Origin of the sequence: Brevibacterium sediminis, from assembly GCF_013623905.1 — a bacterium.
Taxonomy (GTDB): domain Bacteria; phylum Actinomycetota; class Actinomycetes; order Actinomycetales; family Brevibacteriaceae; genus Brevibacterium; species Brevibacterium sediminis.
In genome coordinates, this window is sequence record NZ_JABKDD010000009.1 from 1 (window position 1) to 17,691 (window position 17,691).

19 protein-coding genes are annotated in these 17,691 nt (G+C 63.0%); 7 read left to right on the forward strand and 12 right to left on the reverse strand.

Features of this window, described 5'->3' with window-relative positions:
- Positions 1-135: 135 nt before the first annotated feature.
- The gene (locus HK108_RS12485) at positions 136-1,185 is read right to left on the reverse strand and encodes an App1 family protein phosphatidate phosphatase (RefSeq protein WP_139468533.1); all 1,050 of its coding nucleotides are present in this window, start codon (positions 1,183-1,185) and stop codon (positions 136-138) included.
- A gap of 2 nt (positions 1,186-1,187) precedes the next feature.
- On the reverse strand, positions 1,188-2,186 hold the full coding sequence (gene trpS, locus HK108_RS12490) for a tryptophan--tRNA ligase (RefSeq protein WP_172173569.1): 999 nt from the start codon (positions 2,184-2,186) through the stop codon (positions 1,188-1,190).
- Between the two features lie 243 nt (positions 2,187-2,429).
- Between trpS and HK108_RS12495 the strand changes: the two genes are divergently transcribed.
- Together HK108_RS12495 and HK108_RS12500 are read left to right on the forward strand one after the other, a co-directional pair.
- Positions 2,430-4,652: a carbon starvation CstA family protein gene (locus tag HK108_RS12495; RefSeq protein ID WP_181271770.1), complete on the forward strand. Its 2,223-nt coding sequence runs from the start codon at positions 2,430-2,432 to the stop codon at positions 4,650-4,652.
- Positions 4,649-4,885, forward strand: coding sequence for a CstA-like transporter-associated (seleno)protein (locus tag HK108_RS12500; protein ID WP_181271771.1), 237 nt, complete (start codon positions 4,649-4,651; stop codon positions 4,883-4,885). The genes HK108_RS12495 and HK108_RS12500 overlap by 4 nt, the downstream gene beginning before the upstream one ends.
- 109 nt (positions 4,886-4,994) lie before the next feature.
- On the opposite strand, the gene HK108_RS12505 is transcribed toward HK108_RS12500, so the two are convergent.
- Complete coding sequence (locus HK108_RS12505) at positions 4,995-5,810, reverse strand: exodeoxyribonuclease III (RefSeq protein ID WP_139907308.1); 816 nt, start codon at positions 5,808-5,810, stop codon at positions 4,995-4,997.
- A gap of 86 nt (positions 5,811-5,896) precedes the next feature.
- On the opposite strand from HK108_RS12505, the gene HK108_RS12510 reads away from it, so the two are divergent.
- Positions 5,897-6,385: a GNAT family N-acetyltransferase gene (locus tag HK108_RS12510; RefSeq protein WP_181271772.1), complete on the forward strand. Its 489-nt coding sequence runs from the start codon at positions 5,897-5,899 to the stop codon at positions 6,383-6,385.
- 93 nt (positions 6,386-6,478) lie between these two features.
- Here HK108_RS12510 and HK108_RS12515 read toward each other — a convergent pair whose 3' ends face one another.
- The gene (locus HK108_RS12515; protein WP_172173581.1) at positions 6,479-7,360 is read right to left on the reverse strand and encodes a bifunctional methylenetetrahydrofolate dehydrogenase/methenyltetrahydrofolate cyclohydrolase; all 882 of its coding nucleotides are present in this window, start codon (positions 7,358-7,360) and stop codon (positions 6,479-6,481) included.
- Positions 7,360-8,634: a serine hydroxymethyltransferase gene (gene glyA / locus HK108_RS12520; RefSeq protein WP_139468540.1), complete on the reverse strand. Its 1,275-nt coding sequence runs from the start codon at positions 8,632-8,634 to the stop codon at positions 7,360-7,362. The genes HK108_RS12515 and glyA overlap by 1 nt, the downstream gene beginning before the upstream one ends.
- Positions 8,635-8,802: 168 nt before the next feature.
- Here glyA and purU point away from each other — a divergent pair, with 168 nt between their 5' ends.
- Together purU and putP are read left to right on the forward strand one after the other, a co-directional pair.
- Positions 8,803-9,654 carry a formyltetrahydrofolate deformylase gene (purU, locus tag HK108_RS12525; protein WP_139468541.1) on the forward strand — a complete coding sequence of 284 codons (852 nt, stop codon included), beginning with the start codon at positions 8,803-8,805 and terminating at the stop codon, positions 9,652-9,654.
- A gap of 119 nt (positions 9,655-9,773) precedes the next feature.
- Complete coding sequence (gene putP, locus HK108_RS12530) at positions 9,774-11,294, forward strand: sodium/proline symporter PutP (protein ID WP_181271773.1); 1,521 nt, start codon at positions 9,774-9,776, stop codon at positions 11,292-11,294.
- A 465-nt stretch (positions 11,295-11,759) separates the two neighbouring features.
- Here the strand turns inward: putP and rplQ are convergent, their stop codons facing one another.
- The 6 genes from rplQ to infA form a co-directional block, all read right to left on the reverse strand.
- Positions 11,760-12,308, reverse strand: coding sequence for a 50S ribosomal protein L17 (gene rplQ, locus HK108_RS12535; RefSeq protein ID WP_139468543.1), 549 nt, complete (start codon positions 12,306-12,308; stop codon positions 11,760-11,762).
- A gap of 23 nt (positions 12,309-12,331) precedes the next feature.
- Positions 12,332-13,330: a DNA-directed RNA polymerase subunit alpha gene (locus HK108_RS12540; protein ID WP_025777903.1), complete on the reverse strand. Its 999-nt coding sequence runs from the start codon at positions 13,328-13,330 to the stop codon at positions 12,332-12,334.
- A 153-nt stretch (positions 13,331-13,483) separates the two neighbouring features.
- Entirely contained in the window at positions 13,484-13,888 is a 405-nt protein-coding gene (gene rpsK, locus HK108_RS12545) for a 30S ribosomal protein S11 (protein ID WP_025777904.1), read from the reverse strand.
- A gap of 51 nt (positions 13,889-13,939) precedes the next feature.
- On the reverse strand, positions 13,940-14,308 hold the full coding sequence (gene rpsM, locus HK108_RS12550; RefSeq protein ID WP_025777905.1) for a 30S ribosomal protein S13: 369 nt from the start codon (positions 14,306-14,308) through the stop codon (positions 13,940-13,942).
- Between the two features lie 212 nt (positions 14,309-14,520).
- On the reverse strand, positions 14,521-14,634 hold the full coding sequence (rpmJ, locus tag HK108_RS12555) for a 50S ribosomal protein L36 (RefSeq protein WP_009884960.1): 114 nt from the start codon (positions 14,632-14,634) through the stop codon (positions 14,521-14,523).
- A gap of 58 nt (positions 14,635-14,692) precedes the next feature.
- Positions 14,693-14,914, reverse strand: coding sequence for a translation initiation factor IF-1 (infA, locus tag HK108_RS12560; RefSeq protein ID WP_009379245.1), 222 nt, complete (start codon positions 14,912-14,914; stop codon positions 14,693-14,695).
- Positions 14,915-15,281: 367 nt separating this feature from the next.
- On the opposite strand from infA, the gene HK108_RS12565 reads away from it, so the two are divergent.
- A complete protein-coding gene (locus HK108_RS12565; protein WP_181271774.1) occupies positions 15,282-16,427 on the forward strand; it encodes a MalY/PatB family protein in 1,146 nt (381 codons plus the stop codon).
- Positions 16,428-16,485: 58 nt separating this feature from the next.
- Here the strand turns inward: HK108_RS12565 and HK108_RS12570 are convergent, their stop codons facing one another.
- On the reverse strand, positions 16,486-17,370 hold the full coding sequence (locus tag HK108_RS12570; RefSeq protein WP_139468545.1) for a PaaX family transcriptional regulator: 885 nt from the start codon (positions 17,368-17,370) through the stop codon (positions 16,486-16,488).
- 78 nt (positions 17,371-17,448) lie between these two features.
- On the opposite strand from HK108_RS12570, the gene HK108_RS12575 reads away from it, so the two are divergent.
- The gene (locus tag HK108_RS12575) at positions 17,449-17,688 is read left to right on the forward strand and encodes a hypothetical protein (protein ID WP_181271775.1); all 240 of its coding nucleotides are present in this window, start codon (positions 17,449-17,451) and stop codon (positions 17,686-17,688) included.
- The last annotated feature ends 3 nt before the right edge of the window (positions 17,689-17,691 follow it).

The following is a 17,691-nucleotide window of genomic DNA, read 5'->3' on the forward strand; positions in this document are numbered from 1 at the left end:
ATGGAGTATCGGACCAAGACCGCCACAGCCGGACAGCCGGCAACTGCTTCATGCTGACCTCACAGCAGTCCAACTATTGGGGACCACTCCAGCGCGAGGTTGCTGGGCCGCCGTCAGGTAGCGGTGAGGTTCCGTTCAGATCGTCGAGATGATTCCTCGTTCCGTCAGACGAGAGGCCAGACCAGCACCGTCAGGGGCGTAGATCCACGGCACGCCTTGGCCGCGACCGTGGCGCTTCGACCGTCCACCGGCCCACACGGCCTCACCGACGGTGAGCTGTCGGATTGCCACGGCGGCGACATTCTTCGGATGATTCTCGACGAACTCCCCGTAGATCTCCTCGTCGTTCTGCCCGTCGTCACCGATGAGCAGCCACTTCATCCACGGGAACTCCCTGGCCAGACGTTCCAGCGAATTGCGTTTGTGCTCCTTGCCTGACCGGAACACCCGAGTCGTCGTCGGACCCCAGTCGGTGAGCAGCAGCGGGCCCATCGGATAGAGGTTGCGGGACAGGAAGCGCTTGAGCGTCAAGGCAGAGTTCCACGCCCCCGTCGACAGATAGACCATCGGAGTGTCCGGGCGCATGAAGGTGATCCGGTCATAGAGCACGGCCATTCCCGCCACCGGGGACCTCGCATGCTCGCTGAGGACGAAGGTGTTCCACGCGGCGAGGAAGGGACGCGGCAGCGAAGTGACCATGACCGTATCGTCGATATCGGAGATGATGCCGAAGGTCGAGTCCTCGCCGATGATGCGCACAGCGGCAGAGTCGACGAGCGAGCCGTCGGTCCACAGTTCGATCTCCGTCTCCCCCGGCTCGAAGTCTCCGGGGATCACGGTGTCGATGATTCCTCCGCGATCGGAGGTGACCATATGCTCTTCGTCGTTCACGCGCACCCATGCGGTGTCATTGGGCAGAGGCACACTGACGAAGGACTTCCACCCGCGGATGCTCGCGTGGACATCGGCGGCCGGCTGACCGTTCGGGGTGAGCACCAGGCGTCCGAGCACCCGCACCCAACCGGTCCCGCCGTAGGTGTCGTAGGCGATGACGGTGCGATGATAGGCGTGGTCTGTGGCCCGATTCTGGATCCAGCCGTTGAACCGGTCCTCCACCCGCGCAGCAGTGTGGAGCATATCCGGTGTGAGGTTGAGCGGCCCCTCTTCGGGTTTCTTCTTCGCCACGATCAGATGAAGCCGATCTTGTCATAGACCTCGCGCAGGGTCGCCTCGGCGATGGCGCTGGCCTTCTCCGCCCCGCGATCGAGGATCGCCTGCAGCTGGGTCCGGTCCTCGAGGAGCTCCAGCGTCCGCTCCCGCACCGGTGTCAGGGTCTCCACAGCCACCTCGGCGAGGTCGACCTTGAGGTGACCGTACATCTTCCCTTCGTACTCGGCGACGATATCGTCGACCGAACGTGAGGTCAGGGAGGAATAGATCGTCAGCAGATTCGACACGCCCGGCTTGTTCTCCGGGTCGAAGGCGATCTCGGTTCCGTCGTCGGTCACGGCGGACTTGATCTTCTTCGTCAGGGCCTTCGCATCGTCGAGGATGTCGATGCGTCCCTGCGGGCTGGGCTGGGACTTCGACATCTTCGCGCCCGGATTCTGCAGGTCATAGATCTTCGCGGTCGCCTTGAGGATCTGCGCCTCGGGGACGGTGAAGGTCTTGCCGAACCGATAGTTGAAGCGTTCGGCGAGGTTGCGGGTCAGCTCGAGGTGCTGGCGCTGGTCCTCACCGACGGGAACGAGCTGCGGGTTGTACAGGAGGATGTCGGCGGCCATCAGCGCCGGGTAGGTGAGCAGCCCCAGGGACACATGCTCCTGCTTCGCGGACTTGTCCTTGAACTGGGTCATCCGGCTGGCCTCACCCATCGAGGTGGTGCATTCGAGGACCCAGGACAGCTGCGGATGGGCGGGCACCTGGGACTGGACGAAGATCGTCGACTTCTCCGGATCGAGACCGGCGGCGATGAACTGCGCGGCCGTGCGCAGGGTGCGTTCCCGCAGTTCGGCCGGGTCCTGCTCGACGGTGATCGCGTGCATGTTCGCGATGAAGTAGAAGGCATCGTGCGACTCCTGGTGAGTCACGAACTGCTGCAGGGCTCCGATGTAGTTGCCGAGATGAAGGGAATCGGAGGTGGCTTGGATACCTGAGACAGTGCGTGGCTGTGAAGAGTTCGTCATAGTCCTATGATGCCATCTCCCCTGTCGGGTCTGTTCAGGCGTCCGGTCTGGTGTCGGAGATCACGCTCGGCCGCGGACCAGCGGTATAGTTCGTACCAGATCACATGATTCGCCAAGGTGTCTCCCAGTTCTCGAACATCTGTCGAGCAGCGGCCAGCGAAGGTCTGATCATGCTGAGAACTCAACAATCCCGACGCGTCATCTCCTACGGACCTGATGCGTCGTCTCTCAAGGAGGAGGACTATGTCGGTCGAATACATCAAGACCGAGGGCGACCTTCCGCCGGTCGCCGTGGTCGAGAAGCCACGCTGGACACCGGCGAAGATCGTGCTGTGGGTGGCCATCGCCCTCATCGCCGGCGCGGGCTGGTCGATGATCGCGTTCGTGCGCGGTGAAGAGCTGTCGGCCAGCTGGTTCGTCGCCGCAGCCGTCGGCAGCTACCTCATCGGCTTCCGCTTCTACGCGAAGCTCATCGAATGGAAGATCTGCCGCCCGAACCCGAAGCGAGCCACCCCGGCAGAGCTCAACGACAACGGCCGCGATTTCGCGCCGACCGACCGCCGGGTCCTGTTCGGCCACCACTTCGCGGCGATCTCCGGTGCCGGCCCTCTCGTGGGACCGATCCTCGCAGCCCAGATGGGCTACCTGCCCGGAACCCTGTGGATCGTCTTCGGCGTCGTGCTCGCCGGCGGTGTCCAGGACTATATGGTGCTGTTCTTCTCCATGCGACGCAACGGCCGATCGCTGGGTCAGATGACCCGCGATGAACTCGGTCGAACGGGCGGAATCATCGCCTCCATCGGCATTATCCTCATCATGGTCATCCTCATCGCGGTCCTCGGCGTCGTCATCATCAACGCGCTGGCCGAAAGCCCCTGGGGCGTCTTCTCCATTGCGATGACCATCCCGATCGCTGTGTTCATGGGCATCTACATGCGCTACCTGCGCCCCGGCAAGGTCGTCGAGACCTCGGTCATCGGCATCGTGCTGCTCGTCATCGCGATCATCGCCGGCGGTTGGGTCCACAACTCGCCGTTCTGGTCCGAGATCTTCCACCTCGACAAGGTGACTCTGGCCTGGTGCCTGATGATCTACGGATTCCTCGCCGCCGTGCTTCCGGTGTGGGTGCTGCTGGCACCGCGCGACTACCTGTCGACATTCATGAAGATCGGCACCATCGTGCTGCTGGCTGTGGGCATCCTCATCGTCAACCCGACCGTGCAGATGCCTGCGCTGACCGAATTCGCGTTCAACTCGGCCGGTCCGGCGTTCGCCGGTGCCCTGTTCCCGTTCCTGTTCATCACCATCGCCTGTGGAGCTTTGTCGGGCTTCCACGCTCTCATCTCCTCAGGCACGACTCCGAAGCTCATCGAGAAGGAGACGCAGGCTCGCCTCATCGGCTACGGCGGCATGCTCATGGAGTCCTTCGTCGCCATCATGGCGCTGGTCGCCGCGATCTGCCTCGACAAGGGCCTCTACTTCGCGATGAATGCCGCCGAACCGCTCACCGGCGGAACAGTGCAGGGCGCAGCGGACTTCATCAACAACTCCTTGGGCATGTCCGGGGTGGAGACGAGCCCGGAGATCCTCGATCAGGCGGCCAAGGACGTCGGTGAGGAGAGCATCGTCTCTCGCACCGGCGGCGCCCCGACGCTGGCGATGGGAATGGCGCACATCCTCCACAACGTCTTCGGCGGGCCCGCCTGGATGTCTTTCTGGTACCACTTCGCCGTGATGTTCGAGGCCCTGTTCATCCTCACCACGATCGATGCGGGTACCCGCGTGGCCCGTTTCATGCTCTCGGATGCGCTCGGCAACTTCTCGAAGAAGTTCCGGGACCCCTCGTGGACTCCAGGTGCGTGGCTGACGACGGCCATCATGGTGGCCGCCTGGGGATCGATCCTGCTTATGGGAGTCACCGACCCCCTCGGCGGAATCAATACGCTGTTCCCGCTCTTCGGCATCTCGAACCAGCTGTTGGCCGCGATTGCCCTGGCCGTCGTCTTCGCCATCGTGTGCAAGATGGGTCTGGCCAAGTGGGCGTGGATCCCCGGCATCCCGCTGGTCTGGGATCTGGTGGTCACGATGGTCGCCTCGTGGCAGAAGATCTTCTCCTCCGACCCGAAGCTCGGCTACTGGGCTCAGCACTTCGCATACAAGGACGCGCTGGCCGCCGGAGAGACCTCGATGGGCAATACCGAGGGCATCGCGGCGATGAGCGCAGTCGTGCGCAACACATTCGTCCAGGGCACCCTGTCGATCGTCTTCGCACTTCTTGTCGCGATGGTCGTCGTCATGGCAGTCTGGAAGTCCATCGAGGCCATCAAGAAGGGGTCCCTGCCGACGACGGAGGAGCCCTTCGTCGAGACGAAGATGTTCGCTCCGGCCGGTCTCATCGCTCGCAAGCCCGAGCGCGAGCTGCAGGCGCAGTGGGACGAACACGCAGCAGGAAGGCAGAAGGAATGAGCACCGCACATCCGCTCGCCCGCATCGCCAGCGATCCGTGGGGATCCCTGCGCCGAGGCGGGGCCTGGCTCCACTGGTACCTCAAGGAGATCATGGGCGAGAACGCCTATATCCACTACCTCGAATCCTACGAGCGCCGACACGGCACCCGTGAGGGTGCGATGGAGGAGAAGGCCTTCTGGCGAGATCTCACCGATGAGCAGGACCGCAATCCCAAGGCCCGCTGCTGTTGAGATTCTGAAGCTGCCTGCGTCTCAGATCGCAGAGAGGACAGCAAAGAGCCCGGGGCTCAGGACATTTCGTCCTGAGCCCCGGGCTCTTCGTCTGTCGTTCGGTCTGCGGTCAGGCCTGGACGGACGGGAGGTCGTAGTCGATGACCAGCGGAGCGTGGTCCGACCAGCGTTCGGCCCAGCTGTCGGCTTTGTCCACGGTGGCCTTGACCGCGGTTTCGGCCAGGGCCGGAGTGGCCATCTGATAGTCGATGCGCCATCCTGTGTCGTTGTCGAAGGCCTGACCGCGCATCGACCACCAGGTATAAGGTCCGTCGATGTCGCCGCTGAGTTCGCGGTGGACGTCAACATAGCCGATCTCTCCGAAGAACTTGTCGAAGTAGGCTCGTTCCTCCGGGAGGAATCCGGACTTCTTCCGGTTGGCTTTCCAGTTCTTCAGGTCGCGTTCGGTGTGGCAGACGTTGAGGTCGCCGGTGATGAGCACATGGTCGGCGGTCTTCGCCAGCTGCGGCATCCGTTCGATCATGCGGTCGAGGAACCGGTACTTGTCGTCCTGTTTGGGGGTGTCGGCCTCACCGGAATGGACGTACGCGGACACAAGGGTCAGAAGCGATCCGTCGCCGAGGCGGAAGTCCGTCTCCACCCAGCGTCCGGCCCGGTCGAAGTAACCGTCGTCGCCGAGTCCTTCGCGCACCGCCTCGGGTTCGGTGCGGGCCATCACGGCGACGCCGGCGCGGCCCTTCGCCTCGGCATCATGGCTGATCGTGGTGTATCCGGTGTCGGCAAGGACACCGTGCGCGATATCGTTCGCGGCGCGCACTTCTTGGAGGGTGATGAAGTCCGGTTTCGCTGCATCGACCCAGGTGGGCATCCCCTTTCGCCATGCTGCGCGGACTCCGTTGACGTTGACTGAAGCAATCCGAATCATGTGATCTATGATGACATGGAGCGCACTATTCTTCCGGGACGGGGCGTTATAGAGTGAGGGTAAGTACGAACACATCAGGAGGCGCAATGGCCGTTGACGAAACTATCGACACCGAGCAGCTGAGCATCAGTCCGCTCGATGAGGTCGACGCCCGCGAGATGCGCGAATTCCTGCTCGACGCCCAAGCCAACTTCTGGGGAGACCGCGATCTCAGCGGTGACCATGATGCCTACTGGTTCCGTCAGTTCGTCACCTCGGGGCTCGTCGCCCGCTACCGTTCGGAGATCGTCGGGTACCTGCTCGGCGTCATTCCCCATGATGGTCCTGCCTACATCCACCTGGTGGCAGCGCGGTCGGATTTCCGTCACCAGGGAATCGGCCGTCATCTCTACCAGCACTTCATCGACCATTCCCGTCAGCTCGGTTCCTCCTCGGTGCAGGCGACGACGATGCCGGAGTCCTCGGGTGCGATCTCGTTCCACTCCTCCATGGGCTTCAGCGGAGAGCTCATCGAGGACTATGCCGGCCCGGGCAACCCGCGCGTCTTCTTCGAGCTCAAGTTCCCCGAGGACTGAGCACCCGGCACCGTCCACCCTCCCAGAACTACCTGACGGCGGCCCAGCAACCTCGCGCGAGGTTGCTGGGCCGCCGTCAGGTAGTAATAGGGGTCAGTTTGCTGAGCGTTGGGCGGTGTCGACGACATTCTTGAGCAGCAGGGCTCGAGTCATCGGTCCGACGCCTCCGGGGTTCGGTGAGACCCAGGACGCCACCTCGGCGACCGCCGGATCCACGTCTCCGACGATCTTCGACTTCCCCGTCTCCGGATCCGTCTCACGCGAGACTCCCACGTCGAGGACGATCGCTCCGGGTTTGACCGCCTCCGCCTTCACGATGCGAGCCGCCCCGGCGGCCGCGACGATGACATCGGCCTGAGCCAACAGCTCATCAAGATTGCGCGTACCGGTGTGCGTCAGAGTCACGGTCGCATTGTGCTCACGCCGAGTCAGCAGTGCACCGATGGACCGGCCCACGGTGACCCCGCGACCGATGACCACGACATGCTTGCCGGCCAGATCGATGCCGTTGCGGGTGATCAGCTCGATGACACCGCGCGGAGTGCACGGCAGCGGAGTGGTGATCTCCGAGTTCACGTTGAGCACGAGTCGGCCGAGGTTGGTCGGATGCAGACCGTCGGCGTCCTTAGCCGGATCGATGGCTTCGAGGATCGTGTCCGTGTCGATATGGTCCGGCAGCGGAAGCTGCACGATGTAGCCAGTGCAGGCGTCATCTTTGTTGAGCTCGTCGATGACCGCCAGCAGCTCTTCCTGGCTTACCGACTCGGGCAAGTCGCGGCGGATCGAACTGATTCCGACCTCGGCACAGTCACGGTGCTTGCCCGCGACGTACCATTTCGAACCGGGGTCCTCCCCCACCAGCACTGTGCCGAGGCCCGGAACGATTCCGGATTCTGCCAGGGTCGCCACCGCCTCGGTGAGTTCGGCCTTGATCTGCTTCGCGCAGGCTCTGCCGTCGAGGATCTGTGCACCCATCAGTACTGCTCCAGTCCTTCGTAGAGGGGGAAGTCGTCGCTCAGCTTCTTCACGCGTGAGGCGAGTGCCTCGACGTCGGCACCGGGCTTGAGCGCCTCGGCGATGACGTCAGCGACCTCGGTGAATTCGTTGTCGCCGAATCCGCGGGTGGCCAGTGCCGGGGTGCCGATGCGCAGCCCCGAGGTGACCATCGGCGGACGCGGGTCGAAGGGCACGGCATTGCGGTTGACGGTGATGCCGACCGAGTGCAGAAGATCTTCGGCCTGCTGTCCGTCGAGGGCGGAGTTGCGCAGGTCGACGAGCACGAGGTGGACATCGGTGCCGCCGGTGAGCACGGTGGCTCCGGCGTCAGCGACGTCGGAGGCCAGCAGGCGCTCAGCCAGGATCTGAGCACCGCGCACGGTGCGTTCCTGACGTTCCTTGAACTCGGCAGAGGCCGCGAGCTTGAACGCCACGGCTTTCGCGGCGATGACATGCATGAGCGGTCCACCCTGCTGTCCCGGGAACACGGCGGAGTTGAGCTTCTTCGCGTACTCCTCCTTGCCGAGGATGAAACCGGACCGGGGCCCGCCGATGGTCTTGTGCACCGTCGAGGACACGACATCGGCGAACGGCACCGGGTTCGGGTGCAGACCGGCGGCGACGAGTCCGGCGAAGTGGGCCATATCGACCCACAGCTTCGCACCGACTTCGTCGGCGATATCGCGGAAGGCCTGGAAGTCCAGCTGACGAGGGTAGGCCGACCAGCCGGCGACGATGACCTCGGGGCGGTGTTCGAGAGCCTTCTCGCGCACCTTGTCCATATCGATGCGGTAGGTATCGGGGTCGACCTCGTAGGAGGCGACATCGTAGAGGCGTCCGGAGAAGTTGATCTTCATACCGTGGGTGAGGTGCCCGCCATGGGCCAGGGACAGCCCGAGCATCTTGTCACCCTGACGGGCCAGAGCGTGCATGACAGCGGCGTTGGCCGAGGCACCGGAATGGGGCTGGACGTTCGCGTAGTCGGCGCCGAAGAGGCTCTTGGCGCGGTCGATGGCGAGGTTCTCCGCGACGTCGACGTATTCGCAGCCGCCGTAGTAGCGCTTGCCGGGATACCCCTCGGCGTACTTGTTCGTCAGCACCGACCCCTGTGCTTCCAGCACGGCGCGCGGGACGAAATTCTCCGAGGCGATCATCTCGAGCGTCGACCGCTGGCGGCCCAGCTCGAGGTCGAGGACTTCGGCAATCTGCGGGTCGATGTCGGCAAGCGAAGCCTGCATCGAGTTTTCGGTCATGAGTACTCTCCTGTGGCATCCGATGATGGGAGCGAGGCAGCGCGCAAACCGCGGCCGTCACCCGGCACCATGCTAACAGCGACGCCGCCTGCTTCCGGGGCCGCGACCGCCATCCGGATGCCGACTCGGAGTGGGCGTTGAGCGCAGCCACCGATTAGGATCGAGTCCATGAGCTGCGAATGGATCCTGAGAGTCACCTGCCCCGATTCGACCGGCATCGTCCACGCCGTGACCGGGGTGCTCGCGGGCCTGGGCGGCAACATCACCGAATCCCAGCAGTTCTCCTCCCCCGATTCTCGTCAGTTCTTCCTGCGCCTGCAGTTCTCGACGCCTGCAGAGACCACGGCCCAGACCGTGGAAGGGGCACTCGCCGAGGTGGCTCCCCGGTTCGCGATGACTGTGAGCCTGCAACCGGTGGAGAAGAAGACCCGCACCCTGATCATGGTGTCCAAGGCCGCGCACTGCCTCAACACTCTGCTGTTCCGGCATTCGGCCGGTCAGCTGCCCATCGACATCGTCGGCGTCGCCGGCAACCATGCCGATCTGCGTCCGCTCGCCGAATTCCACGGCCACGATTTCCACCATATTCCGATCACCCGGGAGACGAAGGCCGACGCCGAGGCGAGGCTCTCGACTCTCGTCGATGACCTCGAGGTCGAACTCATCGTCTTGGCCCGATACATGCAGATCCTCTCCCCCGACCTCTGCGCCCGCCTCGAGGGCCGGGTCATCAATATCCACCATTCGTTCCTGCCGAGCTTCAAGGGCGCGAAGCCCTACCATCAGGCGCATGCCCGAGGCGTGAAGATCATCGGCGCGACTGCCCACTACGTCACCAGTGACCTCGACGAGGGGCCGATCATCGAACAGGATGTGGCCCGCGTCGATCACAATCAGGCGATCGCCGATTTCGTCAGGCACGGTCAGGACGTCGAAGCGGCCGTGCTCGCTCGGGCCGTCGCTTGGCATGCCGAAGGCCGCGTGCTCATGGACGGCCATCGCACCGTCGTCTTCGGCTGAGCCTGCCGCTCCAGCAGTGTCGCTGTGTACTCTCGCAACAAGGAGGTGCACAGGAAATTCACACCTGCGACCTCTTGTCCTGTAAGGTCGGCTCGGCCTATCGAAGGAGCTGAGCTCAAATGTCGGAAACCACTTTCCGCACGATCGCGATCGTCCTCTACTTCATCGGCATGCTGGCCATCGGCTGGTTTGCCTACCGCAAGACGAAGAACAACCTCGACGACTACATGCTCGCGGGACGTGGACTGCGACCCAGCGTTGCCGCGCTGAGCGCCGGCGCCTCCGATATGTCGGGGTGGCTGCTCATGGGTCTGCCCGGCGCCATCTACGTCTCCGGGCTCATCGAAGCCTGGATCGCTATCGGCCTGACCGTCGGCGCCTGGGTCAACTGGAAGATCGTCGCGCCTCGGCTGCGTGCGTTCACGGAGAAGGCCGGCGACTCGATCACGATCCCCAGCTTCTTCGAACAGCGGCTCAAAGACCGGACACGACTGCTGCGCATCGTCTGCGGCATCATCATTCTGGTCTTCTTCACCTTCTACGTCTCGTCGGGCATGGTGGCGGCCGGCAAATTCTTCGAGTCGAGCTTCGGACTCAACTACCTCGGTGGAATGCTCCTCGTCGCCGCGATCACGATGATCTACACCCTCTTCGGCGGATTCCTCGGCGCGACTCTCACGGATGTCGCCCAGGGTCTGCTGATGTTCGCTGCTCTGGTGGCTGTGCCGATCGTCGCCGTCATCAACGCCGGCGGGCCGACGACGGTAGTCAACAACGTCACCGAAATCGATCCCGGTCTGCTCAGCCTCTTCGGCTCAGACGAATTCTGGACCTTCGCGACGATCGCGTCGATCGTGTCCGCCCTGGCCTGGGGACTGGGCTACTTCGGCCAGCCGCACATCATCGTGCGCTTCATGGCCCTGCGCACTCCCGCCGATGCCACCGTCGCTCGGCGCATCGGCGTCGGCTGGATGGCGATCTCGGCGCTCGGTGCCGTCGCCACCGCCATCGTCGGCATCTCCTACTTCTCTCAGCACGCGGATATGGAACCCGCAGACGCCGAAACCGTCTTCCTCGACCTCGCGCAGATCCTCTTCCACCCGTTCATCGCCGGCCTCGTCTTGGCTGCGGTGCTGGCAGCTATCATGTCGACGATCTCCTCGCAGCTCGTCGTCACGTCGTCAGCGCTCATCGAGGATCTGTTCAAGATCGTCGCCCTGCGCACCGGATCCACGAGGACGCTGCAGGACAAGACCTACGTACTGCTCGGCCGCCTCGGCGTGCTCGTCGTCGCCGTCATCGCGGTCGTCCTCGCGATCTCACCATCGAACAGCATCCTCGACCTCGTCGCCTTCGCGTGGGCAGGCTTCGGCGCCTCCTTCGGGCCGATCGTCCTGCTCACTCTGTTCTGGAAGCGTCTGAGCAACTGGGGAGCCCTGTTCGGTCTGCTCTCCGGCGCGGTCGTGGCCTTCGTCTGGGGCCAGGTGAGCACACCGATGACGGATGCGGTCTACGAGATCATTCCCGGCTTCATCGTCAACCTCATCGTAGCCGTCGTCGTCAGTCGCTTCACCTACAAGCACGACGAGGCCTCTGACATCGAGTTCGACGAATCCGTGGAACTCTCCCGTGTGAGGTGAGAACCGACGCGTGAAGCGAGAGCCGACGCGAACTGATCGAGGGCCGGGACACGACGGTGTTCTGGCCTTCGTCATATCGAGCCGTCAGTATGACCCATGGCTTGCCCACCGTCCGTGCACTGAACGGATCGCGGTACGTCTGCAGACGCCTGCCCGATCAGACGGGGCGCCGGTCACTCATGCGGTGACATCACATTGCGTTGAGAACCTCAGGTTGCGTACCGGAGTAATCGCTCTTCGTTCCAATCATCTGAATCGAAACCGATGATTGGAACGAAGAGCAATCATTCACGCCGAGGTGGTCGGACAGGTGCGTGAGAACTGACCCCACCGAGGCGGCCTGCAGGTCCTTGTCGGTCCCCGCGCCAGCGGTGAATACACTTCAGGCGGGCACCTGTGTCGGTGCCCGCCTGAAGTGTGTGACTCACGGCTGCGGAGATCCGAGCCGTGAGTCGGTCGAGGAGCTTACTTCTCCTCGGCAGCCTCGGAGGACTCTTCAGCGGTCTCGGCGTCAGCCTCGGCTGACTCTGCCTCGACTGCGGCGTCTTCGGCCGGAGCCTCGTCGACGACCTCAGCCTCAGCCGGTGCCTCTTCTGCCGGAGCGGCAGCGGCGGTGGCCTGTTCGGCTTCCTTCACGGTTGCCTGCTTCGGCGAGTAGGGCTCGAGGACCAGTTCGATGACGGCCATCGGGGCGTTGTCGCCGGGACGGGGGCCGATCTTGGTGATACGGGTGTATCCACCGGGACGCTCGGCCATCGTTTCGGCGATCGAGGTGAAGAGCTCGTGCACGATCGACTTGTCGGAGATCTGGCCGAGCACGCGACGACGTGCGGCCAGGTCACCCTTCTTGGCGTTCGTGATCATGCGCTCGGCAACCGGACGCAGGCGCTTGGCCTTCGTCACAGTCGTCTTGATCTGCTTGTGCTCGAACAGCTGGGCTGCCAGGTTGTTGAGCATCATGCGCTCGTGTGTGGGCGAACCGCCGAGGCGGGGACCCTTGGTTGGGGTTGGCATTGTCAGTTACTCCTAGGTCTTAATCAGTACTGTTCGTCTTCGACGTAGGACTGGTCCTCATCAACGAGACCGGCTTCGAACCCGGCAGGACTGTCCTTGAGGCTCAGGCCGAGCTCGTTGAGCTTCGCCTTGACCTCGTCGATCGACTTCGAACCAAAGTTGCGGATATCCATCAGGTCGGCTTCGCTGCGAGCAACGAGTTCGCCGACGGTGTGGATGCCTTCGCGCTTGAGGCAGTTGTAGGAGCGCACGGTCAGGTCGAGATCTTCGATCGCCAGCGCCAGGTCGGCGGCGAGTGCCGCGTCCACAGGCGAGGGTCCGATCTCGATGCCTTCAGCTTCGACGTTGAGCTCTCGAGCCAGGCCGAAGAGTTCGACCAGGGTCTTGCCCGCAGATGCGATGGCATCGCGCGGGGTCATCGAGGGCTTGGTTTCGACGTCGAGGACCAGACGATCGAAGTCGGTGCGCTGTTCGACACGCGTGGCTTCGACCTTGTAGGTGACCTTGAGAACCGGGGAGTAGATCGAATCGACCGGAATCCGGCCGATCTCTGCATCCGCGTTCTTGTTCTGAGCGCTCGAAACGTATCCGCGTCCACGTTCGATGGTCAGTTCCATGTCCAGACGACCCTCACCATTCAGTGTGGCGATGTGCAGGTCCGGATTGTGGATCTCGACCCCGGCAGGAGCAGAGACATCGGCAGCGGTCACGGTGCCAGGTCCCTGCTTGCGCAGGTAGGCGACGACCGGTTCGTCGAATTCGGACGATACGACCAGGGACTTCAGGTTGAGGATGAACTCGGTGACATCCTCTTTGACTCCCGGCACGGTGCTGAACTCGTGGAGCACTCCGTCGATCCGAATGGACGTGACGGCGGCACCAGGGATCGAGGACAGCAGGGTCCGGCGAAGCGAGTTGCCGAGGGTGTAGCCGAATCCGGGCTCGAGCGGTTCGATGGCGAACCGTGAGCGGTTATCGGAGACGACTTCTTCCGTGAGCGTTGGGCGCTGTGCAATGAGCACGTGGGCTTCCTTTCAGCGAACATCCGCTATATGACGTTCGCACTGCACGTCATGGCCTCAAAGACCATGAAGAACGGTTCGGGTTATCTGGGAATCCGTTCTGCGACCGATGTCGGGCTCTCACCCGTCATCCGTTGCAGTTCCACGGAAGGATCAGCCGCGGCGGCGCTTGGGGGGACGGCAGCCGTTGAACGGAACGGGAGTGACATCCTGGATGGTTCCCAGTTCCAGGCCGGCGGCCTGCAGCGAACGGATGGCGGTCTCGCGGCCCGAGCCCGGTCCCTTGACGAACACGTCGACCTTCTTCAGGCCGTGTTCCTGCGCCCGGCGAGCAGCCGATTCAGCAGCCATCTGAGCGGCGTACGGGGTCGACTTGCGCGAACCCTTGAAGCCGATCTCACCTGAGGAGGCCCAGGAGATGACAGCACCGGTCGGATCGGTGATCGACACGATGGTGTTGTTGAAGGTTGATTTGATGTGAGCCTGGCCGGCAACGATATTCTTCTTCAGCTTGCGGCGAGGCTTGCGCACTGTAGCGGCGCGTGACTTGGGAGGCATATGTCCTACTCCTGATCGAGGTGGTTGGCCTCAGCCAACCGAGTGAGCGTGTTACTTCTTCTTACCGGCCACGGTGCGCTTCGGTCCCTTGCGGGTACGCGCATTCGTCTTGGTCCGCTGACCGCGAACCGGCAGACCGCGGCGGTGACGCAGGCCTTCATAGCTTCCGATTTCGACCTTGCGGCGGATATCGGCGGCCACCTCACGACGGAGGTCACCCTCAACCTGGAATGTGCCCTCGATGTAGTCACGCAGCTGGACGAGCTCTGCGTCGCTCAAGTCCTTCACACGGGTATCAGGGCTGATTCCCGTTTCGGTCAGGGTCTGGCGCGCACGGGTGCGGCCCACACCATAGATGTAAGTCAAGGCGACTTCCACGCGCTTTTCACGCGGGATGTCGACTCCGGCAAGTCGTGCCATGGGTACTGTCTCCTGTTGTTGTTTCGGAGGTGCTGATGCAAACCTGTCCTCGGTCTCCCAAGGTCTCCGGCCCCCGACCGGAGGTATCGTCCTGTGTCCGTTCCCCGGAAGCTCTCACTTCTCATGGCTCCGAACGCAGATGGCGAGGTTTGCGCGGGTGTGGTGCTGCTGAGGCTCCGCTGTGGAGCCTCGATCTGCTCGAAACGAGCTGCTCAGCCCTGGCGCTGCTTGTGGCGCGGGTTGGAGCAGATGACGATGACCCGGCCGTGACGGCGGGTAATCTGGCAGTTCTCGCAGATCTTCTTGACGCTGGGCTTAACCTTCATCGTTTTTCCTTCTTTCGGTCCCTGCCCGGCCGGACAGGACGCGAATGATCGAAGATCCTTACTTGTAGCGGTAAACGATTCGTCCGCGCGAGAGATCGTATGGAGACAGCTCCACAATGACCCGGTCCTCGGGAAGGATGCGGATATAGTGCTGACGCATCTTTCCGGAGATATGTGCGAGCACCTTGTGCCCGTTGCTCAGCTCAACCCGAAACGATGCGTTCGGCAGTGCCTCGACAACGGTGCCTTCGATCTCAATGACCCCTTCTTTTTTGGCCATATCGTTCGCTAACCTCGTATTCCCGCGAAACCTTCGCGTTCGACGTAATCGTGTATCACCGACTCAATACCGGTGACCCCTCGGTCTGCAGTCCTCGTCACCACATAAAAGAAGTGGATGGCAGAAGCCGCCCACAACTGGAAAAGGGTGAGTTGAATGAGAACAGACCAATCATCAACCCTACACTACGGAGAAAGAATCTTCCACACGGTGTTCGCTTCTGAGCGTGAAGTCCCTTACAATCCCATCTTCGCCGAGGCGGCGCACCGTTCCCATGTCCCCTGACGACGAATGGAGCGCACCGCGGCCGCCCCGACTGCTAGCGTGAGAACCGCACCCGACGCAGTCCCCAAAGAGGAGCACAGAGATGTCCGATTTCGATGCCATCACCGAGGAGTCCCTCGTCGCGAAGGGCGGCCGCAAGTGGTCGTCCTTCCCCGGCTCCATCGGCGCCTTCATCGCCGAGATGGACTTCGGGGTGGCTCCCGCGGTACGGCAGTCGCTGCAGACCATCGACGATCGCGACCTCTACGGCTACGCTCCCGCCGACCTGACCGCCGACCTGAGAACAGCGACCTCGAGCTTCTGCTCCGAGCACTACGGCTGGCGGATCCCCGTCGGTCACATCGAACCGGCCAGTGATGTGCTGGCTGCGTTCCTCGGCGTCCTCACCCACCTCACACCACCCGACACTCCGATCGTGCTGCCGACACCGGCCTATATGCCGTTCTTCGATGTCGCGCGAGTGACAGGCCGCGAGCTCATCGAAGTCCCGATGCTGCGATCGGAATCCGGCTGGTCATTCGACCTCGATGCCATCGCCTCCGCTCTGACCCCCGGAGCCACGTTCGTCCTGTGCAATCCGCACAATCCGATCGGCAAGGTCTGCACCGAGGCCGAGCTGCTGGCCCTCGCCGACGTCGTGGAGAAGGCCGGTGCCCGGGTGTTCTCCGATGAGATCCATGCACCGGTCGTCTATGCCCCCGCGCGGCACATTCCCTATGCCACTCTCACCGAGGCCACCGCCGCCCACACCGCCACAGCGACAGCCGCGTCGAAGGCCTTCAACATCCCCGGCCTCAAATGCGCCCAGCTCATCCTCACCTCCCCCAGCGACCGCGAGGTCTGGGCGAAGAGGGGACAGTTCGTCTCGGGAGCCGCGTCGAACCCGGGGATACTCGCCACCACCGCCGCGTACACGCGTGGGAATGACTGGCTGAGCGAAGTCAGCGGCTACCTCAAAGGCAACCGCGACCACTTCACCGATCTCGTCGGGTCACTGCTGCCGGGTGCCGCCTATATCGAACCGGAAGGCACTTATCTGGCCTGGCTGGATCTGCGCGGCTATGGACTGGAGTCGAACCTGTCCGATCACATCCGATCCCGCGCCGAGGTGGCCGTGACCGAAGGTCAACTCTGCGGACAGGTCGGGGCCGGACATATCCGCTTCAACTTCGCACTCCCCCGACCTCTGCTCACCGAAGCGGTCAAGAGGATCGCCCGGATACTCTGACCACCATGCCCTGGGCCCTCTGACCGACATGTCCAATGGCCTCCACACCCGACACTGATCAGTCTTCGGGCAGCCATTCGATGAGTTCGAAGGATGAGCTTGCTCCCGCGCACTCGCGGATCAGCTGATCGAAGCGCAGATAGTATTCGAGATTGCACTGCCGCATCAGCGCACGGAACCGCAAAGCCGGCTGAGTCCCGTCGACGAGAGTTTCCGGCAGCAGCGGGTGGGTCATCACTGCACGGGCGACGTCGTAGTACAGATCGAAGAAGCTTCCCAGGCTCAGCCCTGCGCAACCCGTGCCGGGTGCCGAACCCCCCGAACTCAATGCGTTCATGCGCTCTTCCAGAGGCGGCAGCTGGGCGAGAGCAGCGTCGAGTTCGAATGCCCGAGTCGTCATCCTGCGTGCCGCCGCGAGGGACTCGGGGGTCAGCACTCCTGCCTCCGACCAGCCGGGAACAGGGATGTGGGGCAGTCTCTTCGAGAGCAGTCTGGACTGGTCTGCGAAGCCGATGAGGATTCCCGGTCTCAGCTGTCTGTATCCCAAGCTCCGCGCAATGTACTGCAGTCGGTCGCGCAGTCCGCGTTCAGCTTCCGGAACCGAATACACGATGGTGTGGAAGCGCCCCGCATAGTCGGGGAAGACGTGATCGCCTGCGATGTCACCGAAATCTGAGAGGATCTGTTCGCTCAGACGGTAGATGGAGACCCGCCCGATTCGTTCGCTGCTGATGATGCCACGTTGGACCATCCGTACGAGCTGATTGTGAACGCTCGAGGAGGAATACCCGTGTTCACGCAGCACGCTGACGATGACGGGTCCCGGCAGTCCACTGGCTTGCAGGCACCCGAAAACGGAGACTACGTCGAAGGCGATCCGCGTCATCCGATACCGATCACCCACATCTGTCCGACGTTTCGGGACATTGTGGACACTCGTCATGGCCGGATTCTACCGTAAAGACACAAGGATCGGTGCCGACAGGACCGAGATCGCAGCCAAGCGACGAGGAGCCACGACATGCATGACGAGAAGCACACACTGGATCAGCGCGCCTACCAGACGGCCCGCACCTCCGGACTGCTGGCGGGAGCGATCACGGCTTTCATCGCCTTCTGCGCATTCCAGATCTTCGGATTCACCATCGCCGAGACGGCCACGTGGATGTTCGCACTCGCACTGATGGCGGCGTCCGGAACCTTCGCCGCAGTCTACTTCGTCGGCAGGTCTGCCCTGAGAAAGCAGATGCCGGCCGCCTGAGTT